The 15,964-nt window shown below is 68.3% G+C and carries 17 protein-coding genes; 7 read left to right on the plus strand and 10 right to left on the minus strand.

The annotated features are described in order from the left end of the window. Nucleotides 1–32: 32 nt before the first annotated feature. Nucleotides 33–1,997, minus strand: coding sequence for a S41 family peptidase (locus AB0P21_RS07505; RefSeq protein ID WP_363694593.1), 1,965 nt, complete (start codon nt 1,995–1,997; stop codon nt 33–35). 126 nt (nt 1,998–2,123) lie between these two features. Here AB0P21_RS07505 and AB0P21_RS07510 point away from each other — a divergent pair, with 126 nt between their 5' ends. Next, nucleotides 2,124–2,828, plus strand: coding sequence for a M50 family metallopeptidase (locus AB0P21_RS07510; RefSeq protein ID WP_363694595.1), 705 nt, complete (start codon nt 2,124–2,126; stop codon nt 2,826–2,828). Nucleotides 2,829–2,850: 22 nt separating this feature from the next. Here the strand turns inward: AB0P21_RS07510 and AB0P21_RS07515 are convergent, their stop codons facing one another. Next, nucleotides 2,851–3,882, minus strand: a complete 1,032-nt coding sequence (locus AB0P21_RS07515; protein WP_363694597.1) for an aldo/keto reductase — start codon at nt 3,880–3,882, stop codon at nt 2,851–2,853. A gap of 68 nt (nt 3,883–3,950) precedes the next feature. On the opposite strand from AB0P21_RS07515, the gene AB0P21_RS07520 reads away from it, so the two are divergent. Beyond that, nucleotides 3,951–4,451: a DUF664 domain-containing protein gene (locus AB0P21_RS07520; protein ID WP_363694598.1), complete on the plus strand. Its 501-nt coding sequence runs from the start codon at nt 3,951–3,953 to the stop codon at nt 4,449–4,451. Here the strand turns inward: AB0P21_RS07520 and AB0P21_RS07525 are convergent. Then, nucleotides 4,444–5,559, minus strand: coding sequence for a hypothetical protein (locus tag AB0P21_RS07525; protein ID WP_363694600.1), 1,116 nt, complete (start codon nt 5,557–5,559; stop codon nt 4,444–4,446). The two genes, AB0P21_RS07520 and AB0P21_RS07525, sit on opposite strands and share 8 nt — an antisense overlap. Before the next feature lie 4 nt (nt 5,560–5,563). Further along, nucleotides 5,564–6,427, minus strand: coding sequence for an exodeoxyribonuclease III (locus tag AB0P21_RS07530; RefSeq protein WP_363694601.1), 864 nt, complete (start codon nt 6,425–6,427; stop codon nt 5,564–5,566). A gap of 38 nt (nt 6,428–6,465) precedes the next feature. Here AB0P21_RS07530 and AB0P21_RS07535 point away from each other — a divergent pair, with 38 nt between their 5' ends. The 3 genes from AB0P21_RS07535 to AB0P21_RS07545 are packed head-to-tail and all read left to right on the plus strand — an operon-like array spanning nt 6,466 to nt 9,418. After that, complete coding sequence (locus AB0P21_RS07535; protein ID WP_363694603.1) at nt 6,466–7,734, plus strand: alpha/beta fold hydrolase; 1,269 nt, start codon at nt 6,466–6,468, stop codon at nt 7,732–7,734. After that, a complete protein-coding gene (locus AB0P21_RS07540; RefSeq protein ID WP_363694605.1) occupies nt 7,731–8,297 on the plus strand; it encodes a hypothetical protein in 567 nt (188 codons plus the stop codon). The genes AB0P21_RS07535 and AB0P21_RS07540 overlap by 4 nt, the downstream gene beginning before the upstream one ends. Next, nucleotides 8,294–9,418, plus strand: coding sequence for a winged helix DNA-binding domain-containing protein (locus tag AB0P21_RS07545; protein WP_363694606.1), 1,125 nt, complete (start codon nt 8,294–8,296; stop codon nt 9,416–9,418). The genes AB0P21_RS07540 and AB0P21_RS07545 overlap by 4 nt, the downstream gene beginning before the upstream one ends. On the opposite strand, the gene AB0P21_RS07550 is transcribed toward AB0P21_RS07545, so the two are convergent. The 4 genes from AB0P21_RS07550 to AB0P21_RS07565 form a co-directional block, all read right to left on the minus strand. Then, complete coding sequence (locus tag AB0P21_RS07550; protein ID WP_363694607.1) at nt 9,411–9,764, minus strand: VOC family protein; 354 nt, start codon at nt 9,762–9,764, stop codon at nt 9,411–9,413. The genes AB0P21_RS07545 and AB0P21_RS07550 overlap by 8 nt on opposite strands. Before the next feature lie 46 nt (nt 9,765–9,810). Next, nucleotides 9,811–11,061 carry an RICIN domain-containing protein gene (locus tag AB0P21_RS07555; protein WP_363694609.1) on the minus strand — a complete coding sequence of 417 codons (1,251 nt, stop codon included), beginning with the start codon at nt 11,059–11,061 and terminating at the stop codon, nt 9,811–9,813. Between the two features lie 167 nt (nt 11,062–11,228). Next, nucleotides 11,229–11,591, minus strand: a complete 363-nt coding sequence (locus AB0P21_RS07560; RefSeq protein WP_363694611.1) for a cupin domain-containing protein — start codon at nt 11,589–11,591, stop codon at nt 11,229–11,231. Between the two features lie 44 nt (nt 11,592–11,635). Next, entirely contained in the window at nt 11,636–12,268 is a 633-nt protein-coding gene (locus tag AB0P21_RS07565; protein WP_363694613.1) for a TetR family transcriptional regulator, read from the minus strand. Between the two features lie 122 nt (nt 12,269–12,390). Here AB0P21_RS07565 and AB0P21_RS07570 point away from each other — a divergent pair, with 122 nt between their 5' ends. Next, on the plus strand, nt 12,391–13,845 hold the full coding sequence (locus tag AB0P21_RS07570) for an MFS transporter (protein ID WP_363694615.1): 1,455 nt from the start codon (nt 12,391–12,393) through the stop codon (nt 13,843–13,845). Here AB0P21_RS07570 and AB0P21_RS07575 read toward each other — a convergent pair. After that, nucleotides 13,842–14,636 carry an alpha/beta hydrolase gene (locus AB0P21_RS07575; protein ID WP_363694616.1) on the minus strand — a complete coding sequence of 265 codons (795 nt, stop codon included), beginning with the start codon at nt 14,634–14,636 and terminating at the stop codon, nt 13,842–13,844. The genes AB0P21_RS07570 and AB0P21_RS07575 overlap by 4 nt on opposite strands. A gap of 189 nt (nt 14,637–14,825) precedes the next feature. Here AB0P21_RS07575 and AB0P21_RS07580 point away from each other — a divergent pair, with 189 nt between their 5' ends. Further along, nucleotides 14,826–15,212: a VOC family protein gene (locus AB0P21_RS07580; RefSeq protein ID WP_363694617.1), complete on the plus strand. Its 387-nt coding sequence runs from the start codon at nt 14,826–14,828 to the stop codon at nt 15,210–15,212. Nucleotides 15,213–15,251: 39 nt separating this feature from the next. On the opposite strand, the gene AB0P21_RS07585 is transcribed toward AB0P21_RS07580, so the two are convergent. Beyond that, nucleotides 15,252–15,899: a hypothetical protein gene (locus AB0P21_RS07585; RefSeq protein ID WP_363694618.1), complete on the minus strand. Its 648-nt coding sequence runs from the start codon at nt 15,897–15,899 to the stop codon at nt 15,252–15,254. Nucleotides 15,900–15,964 lie beyond the last annotated feature (65 nt).

Genomic DNA, 15,964 nt, shown 5'->3' on the forward strand with positions numbered 1-15,964 from the left:
ATCATTCGTTTCTGGTGTGATCCTGACCGCACTCAGACGGTGATCCGCCGGGAGGCGACCAGGTTGCCGCTGTCGTAGCCGTCGGCCCGCAGCAGCTGGCCGGCGGTGACCTCGATGATGTCGATGCTGAGCGGGGCGCCGGCCAGATCCTCGGAGCTGATCGGGCGGCCGTCCAGATACAGGTCGACCCGGTCGAGGCCGACGGTCTCGAGGTCGACGGTCAGCGTGCCGCTCGCCAGCGCCGTGGCGACCTCGAGTTTCCGGACCGGCATCGCCGCGAGCAGCGCTCCGGCCGCGTCGAGGAGATCGGCGTTGCCTTCGAGCAGGTCCTTGCGGGTCATCTGGTGGGTCGAGTCCGGGCGCACCCCGAGGTCCTCGACCGGTGAGCCGGACAGCTCGCCGACCCGCAAGGTCCGGCGGATCGCGACCCGCAGGTTGGCGCCGTTGGGCAACGCCTCGTACGGCGAGGTCGGGTCCGGTGGCTGCGGCTCGTTCAGCAGACCGGCCAGCAGCGCGTGCGTCCAGACGTTCGCGCCGCCCGCGCCGGTGTTGTCGTCGACGCCGAGGATCGGGCCGATCTCGTGATCGGCGAACCCGGCCGCGAAGATGTCGGTCGCCGAGTAGACCCGGGCATCGGTGATCAGGACGACCGGACCGTAGTACGTCTGGCCGATCGCGTTGGCGCCGTCCTCGGGGGTGATCGGCTTCGCGGCGGAGTACGCGGCGCCGGTCTCGGTGGCCAGGTCGAGCGACTCGTACCAGGGGCCGAGGTCGATGCCGGACGGGTTGTCCTTGTGGCGCCGGCAGATCCGCAGGTTGAGCGGCGTGCTGATGAACTGCACCGGCTCGGGCGTGATGTGCCGGGGCGTCAACGTCTGCAGGGTGAACTCACTGGCGTAGATGTGCCCGCCGCCGTTGTCCCGGACGTCGACGATCAGGCCGTTCTGCGGGAGCGCCGCGGCCAGCCGGACGAACTCGTCCCGGAACGCGATCGGGTCGGTCACGCTGAAGGTGAAGATACGCAACTGGCCGAAGGTGCCGTGCGCGGTGACCACCTCGCGGGCCCGGAACACGCCGGGCATCGTGGTCGGCAGGTCGCTGCCACCGACCGCCTGGGGTTTGGCCAGCTCGGCCGAGCTCTGGCCCTTCTCCAGGTCCACGACTTCACGGACGTAGAGCGCCTTCTTTGCCCGGGCCTTCTCGTCGGAGTCCAGGTCGAGGCCCATCAACGCCGAGGCCGGGCTGAGCGCGTCCAGGTCCGTCATCGGCGGCAGGTTGGTGGTCACCTTCCACTGCTCACGCAACTCCTGGGCCGAGCCGTCCAGGCCGAGATAGCTCAAGGTGACCCAGTCCTCGTCCGGTGGCGACTGGATCACCAACGGACGCAGGGTCAGCGACTCCAGCCCGCGGGCCAGGTTGGCGGCGTCGTTGCTGCCGGCGAACTGGGCCCCGTTCAGGGCGACCGCGCGAGCGATCGGCGTACCGTTCCAGTGCGTCACCTCGGCGCCGGGGCCGAACTGTGGCGCGGAGTACCCGGTGACGGTCCGGGTGATCAGGTAGTGGTCACCGGCCGCGTCGTGGCATTTCTCGATCATGAACGGCAGGTAGGCGATCTTGCCGGCGAACGGTGCCGGCAGCAGGTAGTTGGTGTGCAGATCGCGGACCGAATGGAAGATGCTCGACATCTGCCGATGGAAGACCCACTCCGCTTCCATCGTTTCGGCGGTCTGCCGCTCGATTCTTGCGCGCATCACCCGCAAGCGCTGCAAGGGATTGACAGCGTGCATCGCCACCTTCAGCTGCAGGTGCACGTAGTTCTGCTCCAGGATCAGCAATGCCTGGTCGATCAGCAGCTTGCGCTGGCCGAGCGTCAGCGATCCGGCCGAGGCGAGAAACTGCGGTAGCGGGACGACGGCGGCATCCGCTGCCTTCCGGGCTGTCTGAGTGTTCGGCGTACGCCGGGCCGGCCGGCTGACGGTCTTGCGTGGTTGCGACATGGTTCCCCCAAGCGAGGCAGCCCCTCCCCTGGGCCGCGATCCTTCCACCGTCCTGCCCGGCCCGGGTGATGTCAACGCTTCGTAGCTGCTGCGCAGGACTCACCACCGGCCTGCAAGGATGTGCTGATGGGTGACGTCTGGGACAACATCACGAGCGTGCAGCCGGACGCCTCTGTCGGAGTGGTGATCGGGACCGGTATCGCCGCGCTGCTGCTGATCGCGTGGCGCCCGGTCTGGCGGCAGACCCGGCAGGTCGTCACGATCGCGCACGAAGGCGCGCACGGACTGATCGCGCTGATCGTCGGCCGCCAGCTGGCCGGCATCCGTCTGCACTCGGACACCTCCGGCGTGACGGTCTCCCGCGGCAAGCCGGACGGCGCCGGCATGATCGCCGTGCTCTTGGTCGGCTACCCCGGCCCTGCCCTCTTCGGCATCGCCGCAGCCTTCGCGCTCAGCAAGGGGTACGCCGTTGCGCTGCTCTGGGGACTCCTGCTCGCACTACTCCTGTTACTGCTCCAGATCCGCAACCTCTTCGGCCTCTGGTCGGTGCTCGCCTTCGGCGCGATCGTCTTCGGCGTCTCCTGGTGGGGCAGTGAGCAGGTGCAGTCCGGTTTCGCGCACCTGCTCACCTGGTTCCTCCTGCTCGCGGCGCCGCGAGCGGTGCTTGAGCTGCAGCACTCGCGACGCCACGGAGGCGGCCGGAGCTCCGACGCGGATCAGCTGCGCCGGCTCACCGGCGTACCGGCAATCCTTTGGGTCGGCTTCTTCGGCCTGTTGACGCTTGCCTGCCTGGCCCTCGGTGTCGTCTGGTCAGGCTTGCTGCCCAAGTAGCCGCGGCCGCAAGCTTGCGTGGCTAGCCGCGGGTGCCTGCGATGGGGCGATCGCGCTGGTCGACGCCGGGGCCGCCGTACGGGTAGTCGGCTGCGCCGGGGTCACTCGCCTCGTCCAGCTGAGCCGTCTCCTCCGGGGTGAGGTGGAGACCGGCAGCGGCGAGGTTGTCGTCGAGCTGCTTGGTCGTGCGAGCGCCGAGGATCACCGAGGTGATCGCGGGACGGTCGACCAGCCAAGCGAGAGCGACCTGAGCCATCGAGATCCCGCGCGCCTCGGCGATCTCCCGTACTGCGTCGACCACGTCGCGGACGCGCTGGTTCTGGCTGCGGCGGTGCCAGGACTCGACGCCGCGGTTCGGGTCGTCGCCCAGCCGGGTGTCGCCGGTCGGCTCCTCGTCGAAGGAGTACTTACCGGTCAGCCAGCCGCCACCGAGCGGCGACCAGGGCAGCAGGCCGAGACCGTTCTCCTGGGCGGCGGGGATGATCTCCCACTCGATCTCCCGCACCAGCAGGTTGTACTGCGGCTGCAGGGTGACCAGAGGCGACCAGCCACGCCGGTCGATCAGGTCGCAGGCCTTCTGCAACTGCCAACCGGTGAAGTTGGAGAGTCCGCCGTACAGGATTTTGCCGGCCCGTACTGCGTCCTCCAGGAAGCTCAGGCTCTCCTGCAGCGGCGTGATCGGGTCCCACGAGTGCAGCTGGTACAGGTCGACGTGATCCGTGTTGAGCCGGGTCAGTGACGCGTCGAGCGCCTGCCGCAGATGCCGCCGCGAGGTGCCGAGGTCGTTCGGCCGGTCGCCCATCGGGAACCGGCCCTTGGTCGCCAGAACGACGTCGTCGCGCTTGCCGGACTTGGCCAGCCAGCCGCCGATGATGTTCTCCGAGGCGCCGGCCGTGTACACGTCGGCCGTGTCGACGAAGTTGCCGCCGGCCTCGAGGTAGCGGTCGAGTTGCTCGTGCGATCCGGCCTCGTCGGTCTCGTTGCCGAACGTCATCGTGCCCAGCGCGTACGTCGACACGACCGTGCCGCTGCTGCCCAGAGTGCGGTATTCCACGACTACTCCTCGCTCGAGAAAACTCTATGTCCTGACCAGACTAGACTCCGCGTGACGAAGGGAAATCGATGAACACGAGCGAACTGCTACTCGACGCCTTCGGCCGGATCCAGGAGGTCCTGCACGAGACCGTCGAACATCTCGACGAGAAGAAACTCGCCCTCCGGCCGGAGCAGTCCGGCAACTCGATCGCCTGGCTCGTCTGGCACCTCACGCGCATCCAGGACGACCACCTGGCCGACGCGGGCGGCTACGAGCAGACCTACACCGCCGACGGCTGGCACGAGCGGCTCGGGCTTCCGTTCGACCCGGCCGACACCGGCTACGGGCACACCGCCGATGACGTCGCGGCGGTCAAGCTGTCCAGCGAGCAACTCCTCGGGTACTACGACGCCGTCCACGCCCGCAGTCTCGAATACCTGCGGACCCTGACGGACGACGAGCTGGACCGGGTCGTCGACAAGCGCTGGAACCCGCCGGTGACACTCGGCGTCCGGCTGATCAGCGTGCTGTCCGACGATCTCCAGCACGCCGGTCAAGCGGCGTACCTCCGGGGTCTGCTCAGCTGAGCGTGGTCTTCCACAGCGACCCGCCGGCGATCAGGTAGAGCGTCTTGCCGACCAGCGCGGTGGCCGTCACGGCGCCCGCCGGTCCGGTCGACTCCCGCACCGTCCAGCTGCCGTCCCGCCCGCTGACCACCTTCACCTTGTTGCCTTCCGCAACCACCTGGTAGAGGCGGCCGTCCGAGCTGACCGGCGGCGGGAGCTTGTCCTTGTCGCCGACCTCGATCGCCGGCACGTTCGGCAGCCGCTGGGCCTGGTCACCGTCGAGCTGCCAGATCGCCAGCTTGTTGCCGACGAAGCCGGAGATCGTGCAGGTCGTCGCGCTGGTGCAGGTCGCCACATTGGCCTGACTGCGATCGCCCAGCTCCGGGAGCGCGATCCGGCTCCAGCCCTGGTTGACATCCCGCGAGCGCCAAACGGCTGCCTCCTGCTTGACGACGTTCGGAGCGAGCCGGACCTGCGAGCCGACCAGCACGATCCCGTTGCCGGCGGCCGTGCCGAAGCCCGGGCTGAGCAGCAGTGACGGGACGCTCTCCAGCGGCGTCTTCACCGACGGCTGCCGCACCCACTTCGTGCTCCCCTGCGGCGACCAGATCGCACCGTCGAGGCCGGTCTGCGCACTCCCCCACGACCCGGCCAGCGCCTGACCGGTCGGGGTGACGATCGCGGAGTACAGGGCTCCGGCAGCCTGACCGCCGAAGGTGTTGAACTCCTGCGGGTGCTCCGTGAGCGTCTTGCCGTCGCCGGTCCACACCGTCCAGCGAGTGTTGGAGTGCGCACCGCCGGACGCGCCACCCAGGGCGAGCAACCGGCGGCCGTCGTACGCGATCGACTGCCAGATCGCCTCGAACGCGTACGGGCTCTTCGGCTCGACCTTGAGCTCGCTCTGACTGCCGTCGGCCTGCTGGAGCAGGAGTCTGGGCACAACCTTCTTGCCGCGGTCGCGCAGTCCGATGAGTAGCTGGTCACCGTGCCCGCTCAGTACGACGGGCTCAGCCGCGAGGGTGACCTTTGTCCACGCCACCGGCGGCGGCGCGGCTTCCTCTTCCTCATTGCAACCTGCGGCTACGAGCACGAGCGCCCCGACCAGGGCGGCCAGGCGGAGGCCTCTCATCCAGCTAGCGGTTCTGCGGGAGCTTGGTGGTCTTCTTCGCTCCCCGCGGCGCCGACGGCGGCGGTACGACGGGACCGATATCGCCGTCCGGCGCGGTGTCGAGGTCGATGATCACCGGCGCATGGTCACTCGGTCCGGTGCCCTTGCGTGCCTTCCGGTCGATCCAGGCCGCCTGCACGCGCTCGGCAACCGGTGCGGAGGCCAGCACCAGGTCGATCCGCATGCCGAGGTCCTGGTGGAACATGCCGGCCCGGTAGTCCCAGTAGCTGAAGACCCGCTCGGTCGGCCAGCGATCCCGGACCACGTCGTGCAGCCCGGTCGCCATCAGGTCGGCGAGCGCCTGCCGCTCCGGCACCGTCACATGGGTCGACCCGACGAAGGCCGACGGGTCGAACAGATCGGCATCGGCCGGCGCGATGTTCATGTCACCGCAGACAATCTGGTTCTCCGGCCCGGCCGCCACCACCTTGGTCAGCGCGGCCAACCAGGCCAACTTGTACTGGTAGTGATCGGAGTCAGGCTCGCGCCCGTTCGGCACGTAGAGCCCGTGGATCCTGACCCCGCCACACGTCGCGGCGATCGCCCGCGCCTCCGGGTCAGGGAATCCGGGCGCGCCCGCGATCCCGGTGACGACGTCCTCCAGCCCCACCTTGGACAGCAGCGCGACACCGTTCCACTGCGCCTGGCCGTAGACGGCGCTCTCGTACCCACGCCCCGTCAACTCGTCGCCCAGGAGCTTGTTGAACGCATCGTCCGCCAGCTTGGTCTCCTGCAGACAGACGACATCAGGCTGCCGCTCGTCCAGCCAGTCCAACAACCGGGGCATCCGCTGCTTGACCGAGTTCACATTCCAAGTCGCTACTCGCACCCGCCTACCGTAGCTCTCGCGGGGTGGACAATGTGCGGGTGCCAAGACTCCCGGGACTAGTCGTCACCGATCACGTGTTCACCGTGCCGCTCGATCACTCGCAGCCGGACGGCCCGACCATCGAGGTACTGGCGCGCGAAGCCGTCGCCGCGAGCAAGGTCGACGCCGACCTCCCCTGGCTCGTCTACCTGCAGGGCGGCCCGGGGTCCGGCGCGCCCCGGCCAATGGCGGCCAGTGGCTGGATTGGCCGTGCCACGCAGGACTACCGGGTGCTGCTGCTCGACCAGCGCGGCACCGGACGCAGTACGCCAGTAACAGCCCGTACTGCGAACAGCCTGGCCCCCGCCGAGCTAGCGGCGTACCTGCGTCACTTCCGCGCCGACTCGATCGTGCGGGACCTGGAGCTCATCAGGGCACAGCTCAGCCCGGGCACGCCGTGGACGACGCTCGGCCAAAGCTACGGCGGCTTCATCACGCTGACCTACCTGTCGCTGGCGCCCGAGGGTCTGCGCACCTGCCTGATCACCGGCGGCCTGCCTGGTATCGAGTCGACCGCAGATGACGTCTACAGCCGCACCTACCCGCGTGTCCGCGGCAAGGTCGAGGCGTACTACCGGCGCTATCCCGAGGACGTCGGCCGCGTACGCCGGATCGCGGACCACCTGCGCGATCACGACGTACGGCTGCCCGACGGTGATCCGTTGAGCGTCCGGCGGTTCCAGACGCTCGGCTTCGGTCTCGGCATGGGCGACTTCGCCGAGACGCTGCACTGGCTGCTCGACGAGGCGTGGGACGGCGACGAGTTGGCCGCCACGTTCCTGCACGGCGTGCTGGCCCAGACTTCGTTCGGCCTCCGCCCGATCTTCAGCGTGCTGCACGAGGCCACCTACGCGCAGGACTCGCGCCCGACCCAGTGGTCCGCCTCCCGCCTGCGCCCTGCCGCGTTTGCTGGGGATGCCTCGCAACTGCTGTTCACCGGCGAGATGATCTACCCCTGGATGCTCGAGGAGATCGCGCTGCTTCGGCCCTTCAAGGAGGCTGCCGATCTGCTCGCAGCCGCGACCGACTGGCCACCCCTATACGACGTACCGCGCCTGCAGGCCAACCAGGTCCCGGTCGCCGCGGCGGTCTACCACGACGACATGTACGTCGACGCCGGACTCTCGCTGGAGACCGCCGCCCGGATCGGCAACCTCAAGACCTGGGTCACCAACGAGTGGGAACACGACGGCGTCCGCGTCTCGGGCAGCGCAGTACTGGATCGCCTGCTGACCCTCGCGGCAGATCTGCCTCCGGCGACCGGATGAACGATTCTGTTCCGGAGCAGTGGACGGTGCGCGTCAGGCTGGCGCCTCAGGCCTGCGGGTTCGCGCTCAGCGCACTGGTGATCGCACTGGCGGGCCGGCTCGGATTCACCGGCGTCCGGTTGTCGCGCGGCGAAGGCGGGGAACCGCTGTACGTGTTCCTGCTGTTCGGCGTGGGCCCCTTGCTGCTGCTGGCCCTCGGGGCCTTCGGCCTGGTGACCACAGCTCGGTCGATCATCCGTCCGGCGCTGGCCGTGGACAGTCGGCAGATCCGGCTCGGAAGCACCACGGTGGCCTGGGACGAGGTCCGCGGGATCGTCATCGGGCCGGTCTACGACTGGGATCTCGCCACGGACGAGTTCGTCAGCGACAGGTACCGGGAGCCCCAGGAGATCCGGCTCGTCCTCCGGGACGGCAGCACGAAGGAGTGGAAGACGCCGGACTCGGAGACGCCGTGGGATGCGACGGCGCTCCGTGACGGGTTCCGGCGGTTCAGCTTGTCGATTCCGGTCACGATCACCGGGCCTACGGAGTACCGGGATGGTCCGAAGGAGGTTGAGGGATGACGAAGCTCAGTGCTGGTGAGCTCAATCGGGCGACGTTGGCTCGGCAGTTCCTGCTGGAGCGGCAGGAGTTGAGCGCGGCCGAGGGGACGCGGCGGATCGTCGCGATTCAGGCGCAGCACCCGGCGTCGCCGTACATCGCGTTGTGGAATCGCCTGGTGTCCTTCGATCCTGCTGAGTTGGACACGGCGTTCTCGGCCGGAGAGGTGGTGAAGGGCACGCTGCTGCGGCTCACCCTGCACGCGGTGCATGCCGAGGATCATGGGCCCTGGCATCTCGCGATGCAGCCGACGATGCGCTCCCGGCTGACCCAGGCGCGCTCTGGCGGACTGCCGCCCGAAGCCGTGCATGAGTTGGTCCCCGCTCTGCTGGAGTTCCTCGCGGAGCCCCGCGGCAACACCGAGGTCGAGACCTGGCTCAGTACGCATCCCGGTGTCGTCGGCAAGGACGTGTGGTGGGGCCTGCGCTGCTTCGTCCCGATGCTGCACACCCCGACCGGCGGCCCGTGGTCCTTCGGCCAACGCCCGGCGTACGTCGCGACGCCCGCCGTCCCGTACTCCGTCGAGCAGTCCGACCTCGCGCTGCAAGACCTCGTCCTGCGCTACCTGTCCGGCTTCGGCCCCGCCTCGATCGCCGACATCGCCAACTTCACGTCCGTCCAGCGCACCCGCACCCGCGCTGCCGTCGAAGCACTCCGGCCACAATTGACAGTCTTCGAGGGCCCCGACGGCAAGGACCTGTACGACGTACCGAGCGCGCCTCTGCCGCCCGCGGACACGCCTGCGCCACCAAGGCTGATGGCGATGTGGGACAGCACCCTGCTCGCCTACGACGACCGCACCCGAATCGTCCCGGCGGAGTACAAGTCCGTGGTCACCCGCACCAACGGCGACGTCCTGCCCACCCTCCTGGTCGACGGCCACGTCGCCGGCGTCTGGCGACCAGTTGCCGACGGCATCGAAGCCACCGCCTTCCGTCCACTGCCCAAGGCTGTGTGGAAAGCCCTGACCGGCGAGGCATCGGCGCTGCTGGCCCTCCTGGCCGACCGCGACCCGGAGGTCTACACCCGCTACGGCCGCTGGTGGTCAACCCTCCCGGCGGCCGAAACGCGGGTGCTCAGCTGACGCAGAGGCAGAACGGGTGGCCGGCCGGGTCGAGGAAGACGCGGAACGACGTACCGGGCTGGTGGTCGGGTTTGGTGGCGCCGATCGCGAGCACCTCCGCCTCGCCCTCGTCGAGGTCCGGGACCATCACGTCGAGGTGGATCTGCTGCGGCGTGTCCTGGCTCGGCCAGGCCGGCGGGCGGTAGTCCTTGACCGGCTGGAAGCAGATGCACTGGCCGTCGCCGCGCACCTCGCCCCACTCGGCGGAGGCCTTCACCTCCCACCCCAGCAGTTCACCGTAGAACGCCGCCAGGGTGGAGGGGTCGGGACAGTCGATGACGAAGCTCGGGAATCGTCCAATAGCCATGTCCAGCACGGTACCCAGCTATCCGGACGGATCACGTCCTCGTTGATCACCAATAGGTGTTGAGGTCGGCGATCAGGTTGCGGACCGCGCCGCCTTCGGGCTTCTGGTAGAAGTCGAGGGCGACGTAGTTGGGTTTGCGACCGGCGACGGGACCGCAGACCCGGCGTACGCGATCGGCGAGTTTGCTGCCGTTGTCGGTGCCGGCGGAGGCCTCGGACGGGACGTCGCGGTAGTGGTTCATCGAGTGCAGCCGCCGGAAGCCGGGCTCCTCCTTGGCCAGCGGCACCTCGTCCCAGCGGCTGTAGCACTGGACGTCACCGCCGCCGGAGCCGAGGGACCAGTAGTTCTCCGCCGTCCAGTCGCGGTCGAACATCACGCCGTACGCATCCCGTCCCGAGCGCTGCGAGAAGACCAGCAGTCGCCTGTTCTGCGCGATCAACTCGGAGACCTTGGGCCAGCCGTTCTGCCGTACGCCGGCCTGCGCCGGGTTGAACACGCGGTCGGCGAACCCGTTGACCCGGGCAACGGCCGCCCGCAACTCCTCCACACTCGTGTAGTCCTCGATGAACACCGTCACGATCGCCTCGCGGTTGGCGTTGAGGAAGTCGACGGTGTCCTGCAGCCCGGCCGTCAGGGTGCGCTCGTTGCCCCAGCAACTGCCGTGGCACATCTTGACGTCACCGTTGGACGCATAGGCGTCGATCTGCAGCCCCCGAACCCCTTGGGCCAACTGGTCCTTCAACCGGTACGACTGATTGGGAAACCGCCCCCAGAACCCTTCGTCGGTATTGGCCATCGCATTGTGCGACGTCAGGAAGGTGACCTGGTCGAGCCTCGGATCCGCGGGCATCGCGCGGCGCGGGACCTCGGCCGCGTTGACGAGCCACTCGGCCGCGGCGCCTGACCCGGCGGCGATCGCGAGTCCGCGGCCGTTCGACGGGCTGGTCGTGACGACCTGTAGATAGCCGCCACCCGGAGCCTTGATCCGGAACCGCCCGCCGAGATCCTCGAAATCCCAAGTAGTCAAGGCGTTCGAGCAACTCCGCAGTACCACTCTGGCCTGGTCCCGGCCGACGCACCACGCCTGGTTGCCACTCAACTTGATCCGGTACTGCGCTCCGTCGCGGACCACCTGCCACTGCTGCGCGGTCGACCCGTTGCCGGGCCACTCCTGGATCTCCTGCCCGTCGTTGACCCCGCCACCGTCGAGGTCGACCACCCGGCCGTTCGGCACGCTGACGATGATCACCGCCCCACCCGGCGGATCAGCGGCCGGCCTGGCCTGCGCCACACTCACCCCGGAAATCCCGGCGAGGACTGCGGCTGTGAACACTCGAACCGAACGAAGAACCGTCACAGGCACCTCCGGCAGTGACCTCGACCCGGCTGGGCGGTGCGGGTCCGAGGTGTTCCGCACACAGCGTGCCCAACTGTGCGCACCGCGTCAAAACAGAGCCGTGTCGCTCATTCGAGCCAGACGGTCTCGAAGCTGGAGCTCTCGTGAATGTGGAGCGCCTCGTAGCCGTCCGGCCCGGTCCGGAACTTGTGCGGCGTCTCGGCCGGCACCACGATGATCTGCCCCGCCTTGCCCACCAGTTGCGAGTCGCCGACGGTGAACACCGCCGACCCGCGCCGGATCACGAAGGTCTCGGGATAGTGGTGCAGATGCAGCCGCGGCCCGACCCCTTCTTGACTGGTGGACTCGAGAATCAGCGAGATGCCCACCCCACCAGGCAACTCGGTGTAGTTCTCGGTCCAGTCCTCGCCGTCGTCACGGCCGTCGGCCCGATCGATGACCACAGCCCCAGAATTCGCGATCTCACTCATGGACAGCAGTCTCACCTGGCCGACGGGTCATCGCACCATCCAATTCAGGAGTCTTTTGACAGGCCACTTGCCGGCGGAAGGAGCGCGGCGATCAGCGCTTCGAGTGGTACGACGAGCTCCTGCTCGCCGGCCGAGGCCAGTGGCTCGAGGCCGACTGAAGACCGGAGCACAGTGATGCCCAGGCTGGTCGCCAGCACCACCTGAGCGTTGAGCAACGAGTCCTCGCCGCCGCCGGTCAGCGCAGCCAGGCGGACCGAGAACGACTTCAGAACGTCCAGCCGGATCCGGTCGGCCCCCTCGTCTCCCGAGGAGCGCAGCAGCAGGAGCAACCTGGTCGGCAGCCCGTCGGTGTCGGACTCGGCGAGCTGCCGGGCGATCGTCAGCGGCAGATCCGCCAGCGACACCTCGGCGGTGATCGTGTCGCCGAGCTCGTCCACGGCACCGGTCAGGCAGGCGGCGAACAGCCCTTCCTTGGACCGGAAGTAGCGGCTGATCAGAGCGACGTTCACGTCCGCCTCGGCGGCGATGTCGCGCACCGTCGTACCGGAGTAGCCGTTGCGGGCGAACTGCCGCCGGGCCGCGTCGAGCAGCCGGTGCTGGGTGTCGGCAGCGTTCCGCGGTCGCTGGTCGGCGCTCCGGGCTGCCACCGGCGTGGGGGGACGAGAACTTGTCGACATCAACTTCCTTCCGGTCACCGCCAGCCTACTGAGTCCCGCTGTGACGTAAACAACTGTTGACTTAGCTCCGGAAGCGAGAATACTGGCTAAGTCAGCATTTGTTTACATCGCTTGGGGAACTCATGAGCCACGCCGTCCAGGACACCCGACCAGCCGGACAGCACGCCGCGCCTGGTTCCAGCTCGCTGCTGGTGGTCTACCTGTCCCTCGGAGGACTGGCCTTCGCCGTCCTCCAGTCCCTGGTAGCACCCGCCCTGGCGACCATCGGACGTGATCTCGGCGCCTCGACGGCGAGCAGCAGCTGGATCATCACGGCGTACCTGCTGTCGGCCTCGGTGCTGACCCCGATCCTGGGCCGCCTCGGCGACATGGTCGGCAAGCGCAAGGTGCTGATCGGCGTACTGGCGACGCTGGCCCTCGGCACCCTGCTGGCCGCGCTGGCCCCGAACCTGACCGTGCTGATCGTCGCGCGTGCTCTGCAAGGCGCGGCGGGCGCGATCCTGCCGCTGTCGATCGGCGCCGTCCGCGACGCCCTGCCGCGCGAGCGGGTCGGTGTCGTCGTCGGCCTGCTGTCGGCGATCTTCGGGATCGGCGCCGGGATCGGCATCGTCGCGGCCGGCCCGATCGTCGAGCACCTCTCCTGGCACTGGCTGTTCTGGCTGCCACTGGTGCTGGTGGTGATCGCGCTGCTCGGCGCGATCTTCGGGATGAAGGAATCCCCGGTCCGTACGCCGGGCCGGCTCGACGTCCTGGGCGCCGGCATCTTGTCCATCGGCCTCGTCACGCTACTGCTGGCGATCAGCAAGGGTCAGGCCTGGGGCTGGAGCAACACCAAGACCGTTGCCCTGCTCGCCATCGGCGTGGTGGCACTGATCGTGTTCGTCCAGGTCGAACTCCGGGTCAAGGAGCCGCTGATCGACATGCGGCTGATGAAGATCCGTGGTGTCTGGGCGACCGACATGGTCGCGCTGGTGCTCGGCTTCGCCATGTTCGGCACGTTCGTCCTGATCCCAACGCTGCTGCAGCTCCCCGCCGCGACGGGCTACGGCTTCGGCAAATCAGTCTCCCAGGCCGGCCTGTTCCTGCTGCCGACCGTGGTGATGATGGTCCTGTTCGGCCCACTGGCCGGCGCACTGGACCGCCGCTTCGGCCCCAAGGTGCCGATGGTCATCGGTACGTCGCTGGTCGTCGTCGCCTTCGTGCTCCCGGCTCTGGGTCACGGCGCGGTCTGGCAGATCCTGCTGTCCGGAGTACTGACCGGCGCGGGGATCGGCTTCGCCTTCGCGGCGATGTCGAACGCGATCATCGAGAGCGTCCCCGCCGCGCAGACCGGCGAGGCGTCCGGCGTCAACACGATCGCACGAACCATCGGCAGCAGCATCGGTACTGCGGTGATCGCGGCAATCATCTCGTCGAACAGCACCTCGCGAGGATTGCCGGCCGACCGGGCTTTCACGATGGGCTTCTGGGCCTGCGCGGGAGTCGCAGTACTCGCAGTACTGGCTGCACTCGCGCTTCCGTCAGCGCGCCGCCGCCACGACGAGGCCGTCGCCGCGGGCGTGGACGATCTGCCTTAACGTGCGGGTTTGATGCTGCTGACGAGATCGCGGACGACGGCGAGGGTCTCGTCAGGATGGTCGAGGTGCACGCTGTGGGTTGCACCCGGCCAGCAGACGATCGGCGCACCGAGCGCCGCGGCGAGTCTGGTGTGCGCCTGCCGGATCTTGTTGTCCGGCTTGCGATCCGCCGTAACCACCACAGCCGGAAGCCGCGGAAGCTCGACTTCCTCGAAGCTCTTTGCCAACTCCGTCAGCCCCTCGACCGCACGCCCCAACTGCGGAATGTCGAGCTGCCCGATCTTCGCCTGAGCCTCCGCGCAGTCCGGCCGGAGTTGCTGCCTGCGAACGATCTTCGCGGCCGAAGCGCGAAGGCCGGCTTTGACCAGCCCACCCAGCACCGGAATCGACGCGACCCGAGCAGTCCTCCGCATCGTCTGCTCGACCTGCGCAGCCAGCCGTACGTCGTTGATCGGCGTCGGATCGAGCAGCACCAGACCGGCGACCTTCTCGGGATACTCGCGAGCCAGCAGCACCGCCACCGCTCCCCCGAGACTCTGCCCGACCACCACGACAGGCCCGCAGCCGAGCTCGTCGATCAGCCCACTGACGTAAGCCGCGGCATCGGCCAGCGAACCATCCGCGGCGGCACCTGTACCGGGTCGGTCCTGCAGGATGACCCTGCACCCGGGATCGGCGGCCAGGCCTTCGGGCAACCCCGGGAAGAACCCGTCACACGATTCAGCCCCACCGGGGAGCAGCAACACCGGCGGCCCGGACTCACCCTGGACACGAACTCGGTCGGTTTCCATTCAGTGATCGTAGTCTTCGACCACCGCACGCTGATCGTTGCTACAAGCAACCAGGTGGCCGGCGCCGCGTCGAGGAAAGCGACCGGCTGGTCGGCTGCCGACGCATGCCCGCTCGGTCGCGCGACTCCATATCAGCTGGCGCCGCAGATCTGCGCGACATCCTCCGCCGGCTGTGTACATGATGGACAGATGGCCCGACTCCACGACATCGTCTTCGACTGCCTCCATCCCGCATCCACCGCCCACTTCTGGGCCGCCGCCCTGGACGGCTACGCCGTAGCCCCGTACGACGACGCAGAACTCGCCCGCCTGCGCTCCTTGGGGATCACCAACATCGAGGACGACCCCACCGTCCTCGTCGAGCCGGCCTCCGGCGGACCTCGCCTCTGGTTCCAGCTTGTGCCCGATCCCACCCGCGGGAAGAACCGGGTACACCTGGACCTGCTGGCTGCCGACCTGGAGTCCGAGCTCCAGCGCCTGACCGCACTCGGCGCGACCGTGCAAGCCCGCCACCCGGGCAACATCGTCCTGACCGACCCCGAAGGCAACGAGTTCTGCCTCTCCCAACCGAGCTGACCCCGGCTCCATGTCGCAGCAACGCGCCAAGTACCAGCGCTACCGGGACACTTCGACGAAAGGCTTGAGTGCGGCCTCGACCTCAGCTGATTTCGGGGAGAGCCAGATGACGGGCTCCTCATCAGAGGGGGCCGTGTACGGGCAGTCCGCCTGCGTGAAGTCCTCGGCGACCAGAGTGAACTTCGTCAGCAGGCGCTGGGTTGCTGCCTCGTAGAGCAGATAGGTCACGGGAGCCGCCCGCACCGGCACCCTGATCGAAGAGCCGTGATATCCGGTGGTGTTGAGATACCGATATCCCTCGCACTGCCCCAGGACCTCGCTCACCTTGTCCACATGGTCCCCGCTCATCGCATCGCGGCTGTACTGCTTGTCGTAGGCGCACAGCAGCAACTGAACATCGACTGGCTCGCCGCCGTCGTATCTTGCGTTCCAGGAATCCGGAAGGCCCTCAGCGGACGGTTTGGCGGCCTCCATCTTGAAGATGGCGGGAGTCAGCCCCTCGGCGCTGTAGCTGGCGAGGCTGTGCGGACCTGGCCCGGCATAGGCGGCAGTACGGCCACCGAAGTCCGCCAGGTGCGGAACCTTCTCAGTGTCGAACCTCAAGGGGCAAAAGGACCCGGCCAGCAACAAGTGCCGCACTCCGACGAAGACACCGGAACCGGCCAGCACCGCCGCAACGGCAACCAAAGCGATCAGTCTCCGCGTGGGTTGTCGGATCGGCCCGCGTTCGTTCGTAGTACTGGAAAGAGCAG

The organism is Kribbella sp. NPDC056861, assembly GCF_040687575.1.
Taxonomy (GTDB): Bacteria; Actinomycetota; Actinomycetes; order Propionibacteriales; family Kribbellaceae; genus Kribbella.

What these genes read in the sequence shown, in the direction of transcription:
- AB0P21_RS07570 (WP_363694615.1), top strand. Translation starts at nt 12,391, where the DNA reads ATGAGCCACGCCGTCCAGGACACCCGACCAGCCGGACAGCACGCCGCG.
- AB0P21_RS07505 (WP_363694593.1), bottom strand. Translation starts at nt 1,997, where the DNA reads ATGTCGCAACCACGCAAGACCGTCAGCCGGCCGGCCCGGCGTACGCCG.
- AB0P21_RS07565 (WP_363694613.1), bottom strand. Translation starts at nt 12,268, where the DNA reads ATGTCGACAAGTTCTCGTCCCCCCACGCCGGTGGCAGCCCGGAGCGCC.
- AB0P21_RS07510 (WP_363694595.1), top strand. Translation starts at nt 2,124, where the DNA reads ATGGGTGACGTCTGGGACAACATCACGAGCGTGCAGCCGGACGCCTCT.
- AB0P21_RS07575 (WP_363694616.1), bottom strand. Translation starts at nt 14,636, where the DNA reads ATGGAAACCGACCGAGTTCGTGTCCAGGGTGAGTCCGGGCCGCCGGTG.
- AB0P21_RS07550 (WP_363694607.1), bottom strand. Translation starts at nt 9,764, where the DNA reads ATGGCTATTGGACGATTCCCGAGCTTCGTCATCGACTGTCCCGACCCC.
- AB0P21_RS07540 (WP_363694605.1), top strand. Translation starts at nt 7,731, where the DNA reads ATGAACGATTCTGTTCCGGAGCAGTGGACGGTGCGCGTCAGGCTGGCG.
- AB0P21_RS07520 (WP_363694598.1), top strand. Translation starts at nt 3,951, where the DNA reads ATGAACACGAGCGAACTGCTACTCGACGCCTTCGGCCGGATCCAGGAG.
- AB0P21_RS07580 (WP_363694617.1), top strand. Translation starts at nt 14,826, where the DNA reads ATGGCCCGACTCCACGACATCGTCTTCGACTGCCTCCATCCCGCATCC.
- AB0P21_RS07560 (WP_363694611.1), bottom strand. Translation starts at nt 11,591, where the DNA reads ATGAGTGAGATCGCGAATTCTGGGGCTGTGGTCATCGATCGGGCCGAC.
- AB0P21_RS07525 (WP_363694600.1), bottom strand. Translation starts at nt 5,559, where the DNA reads ATGAGAGGCCTCCGCCTGGCCGCCCTGGTCGGGGCGCTCGTGCTCGTA.
- AB0P21_RS07545 (WP_363694606.1), top strand. Translation starts at nt 8,294, where the DNA reads ATGACGAAGCTCAGTGCTGGTGAGCTCAATCGGGCGACGTTGGCTCGG.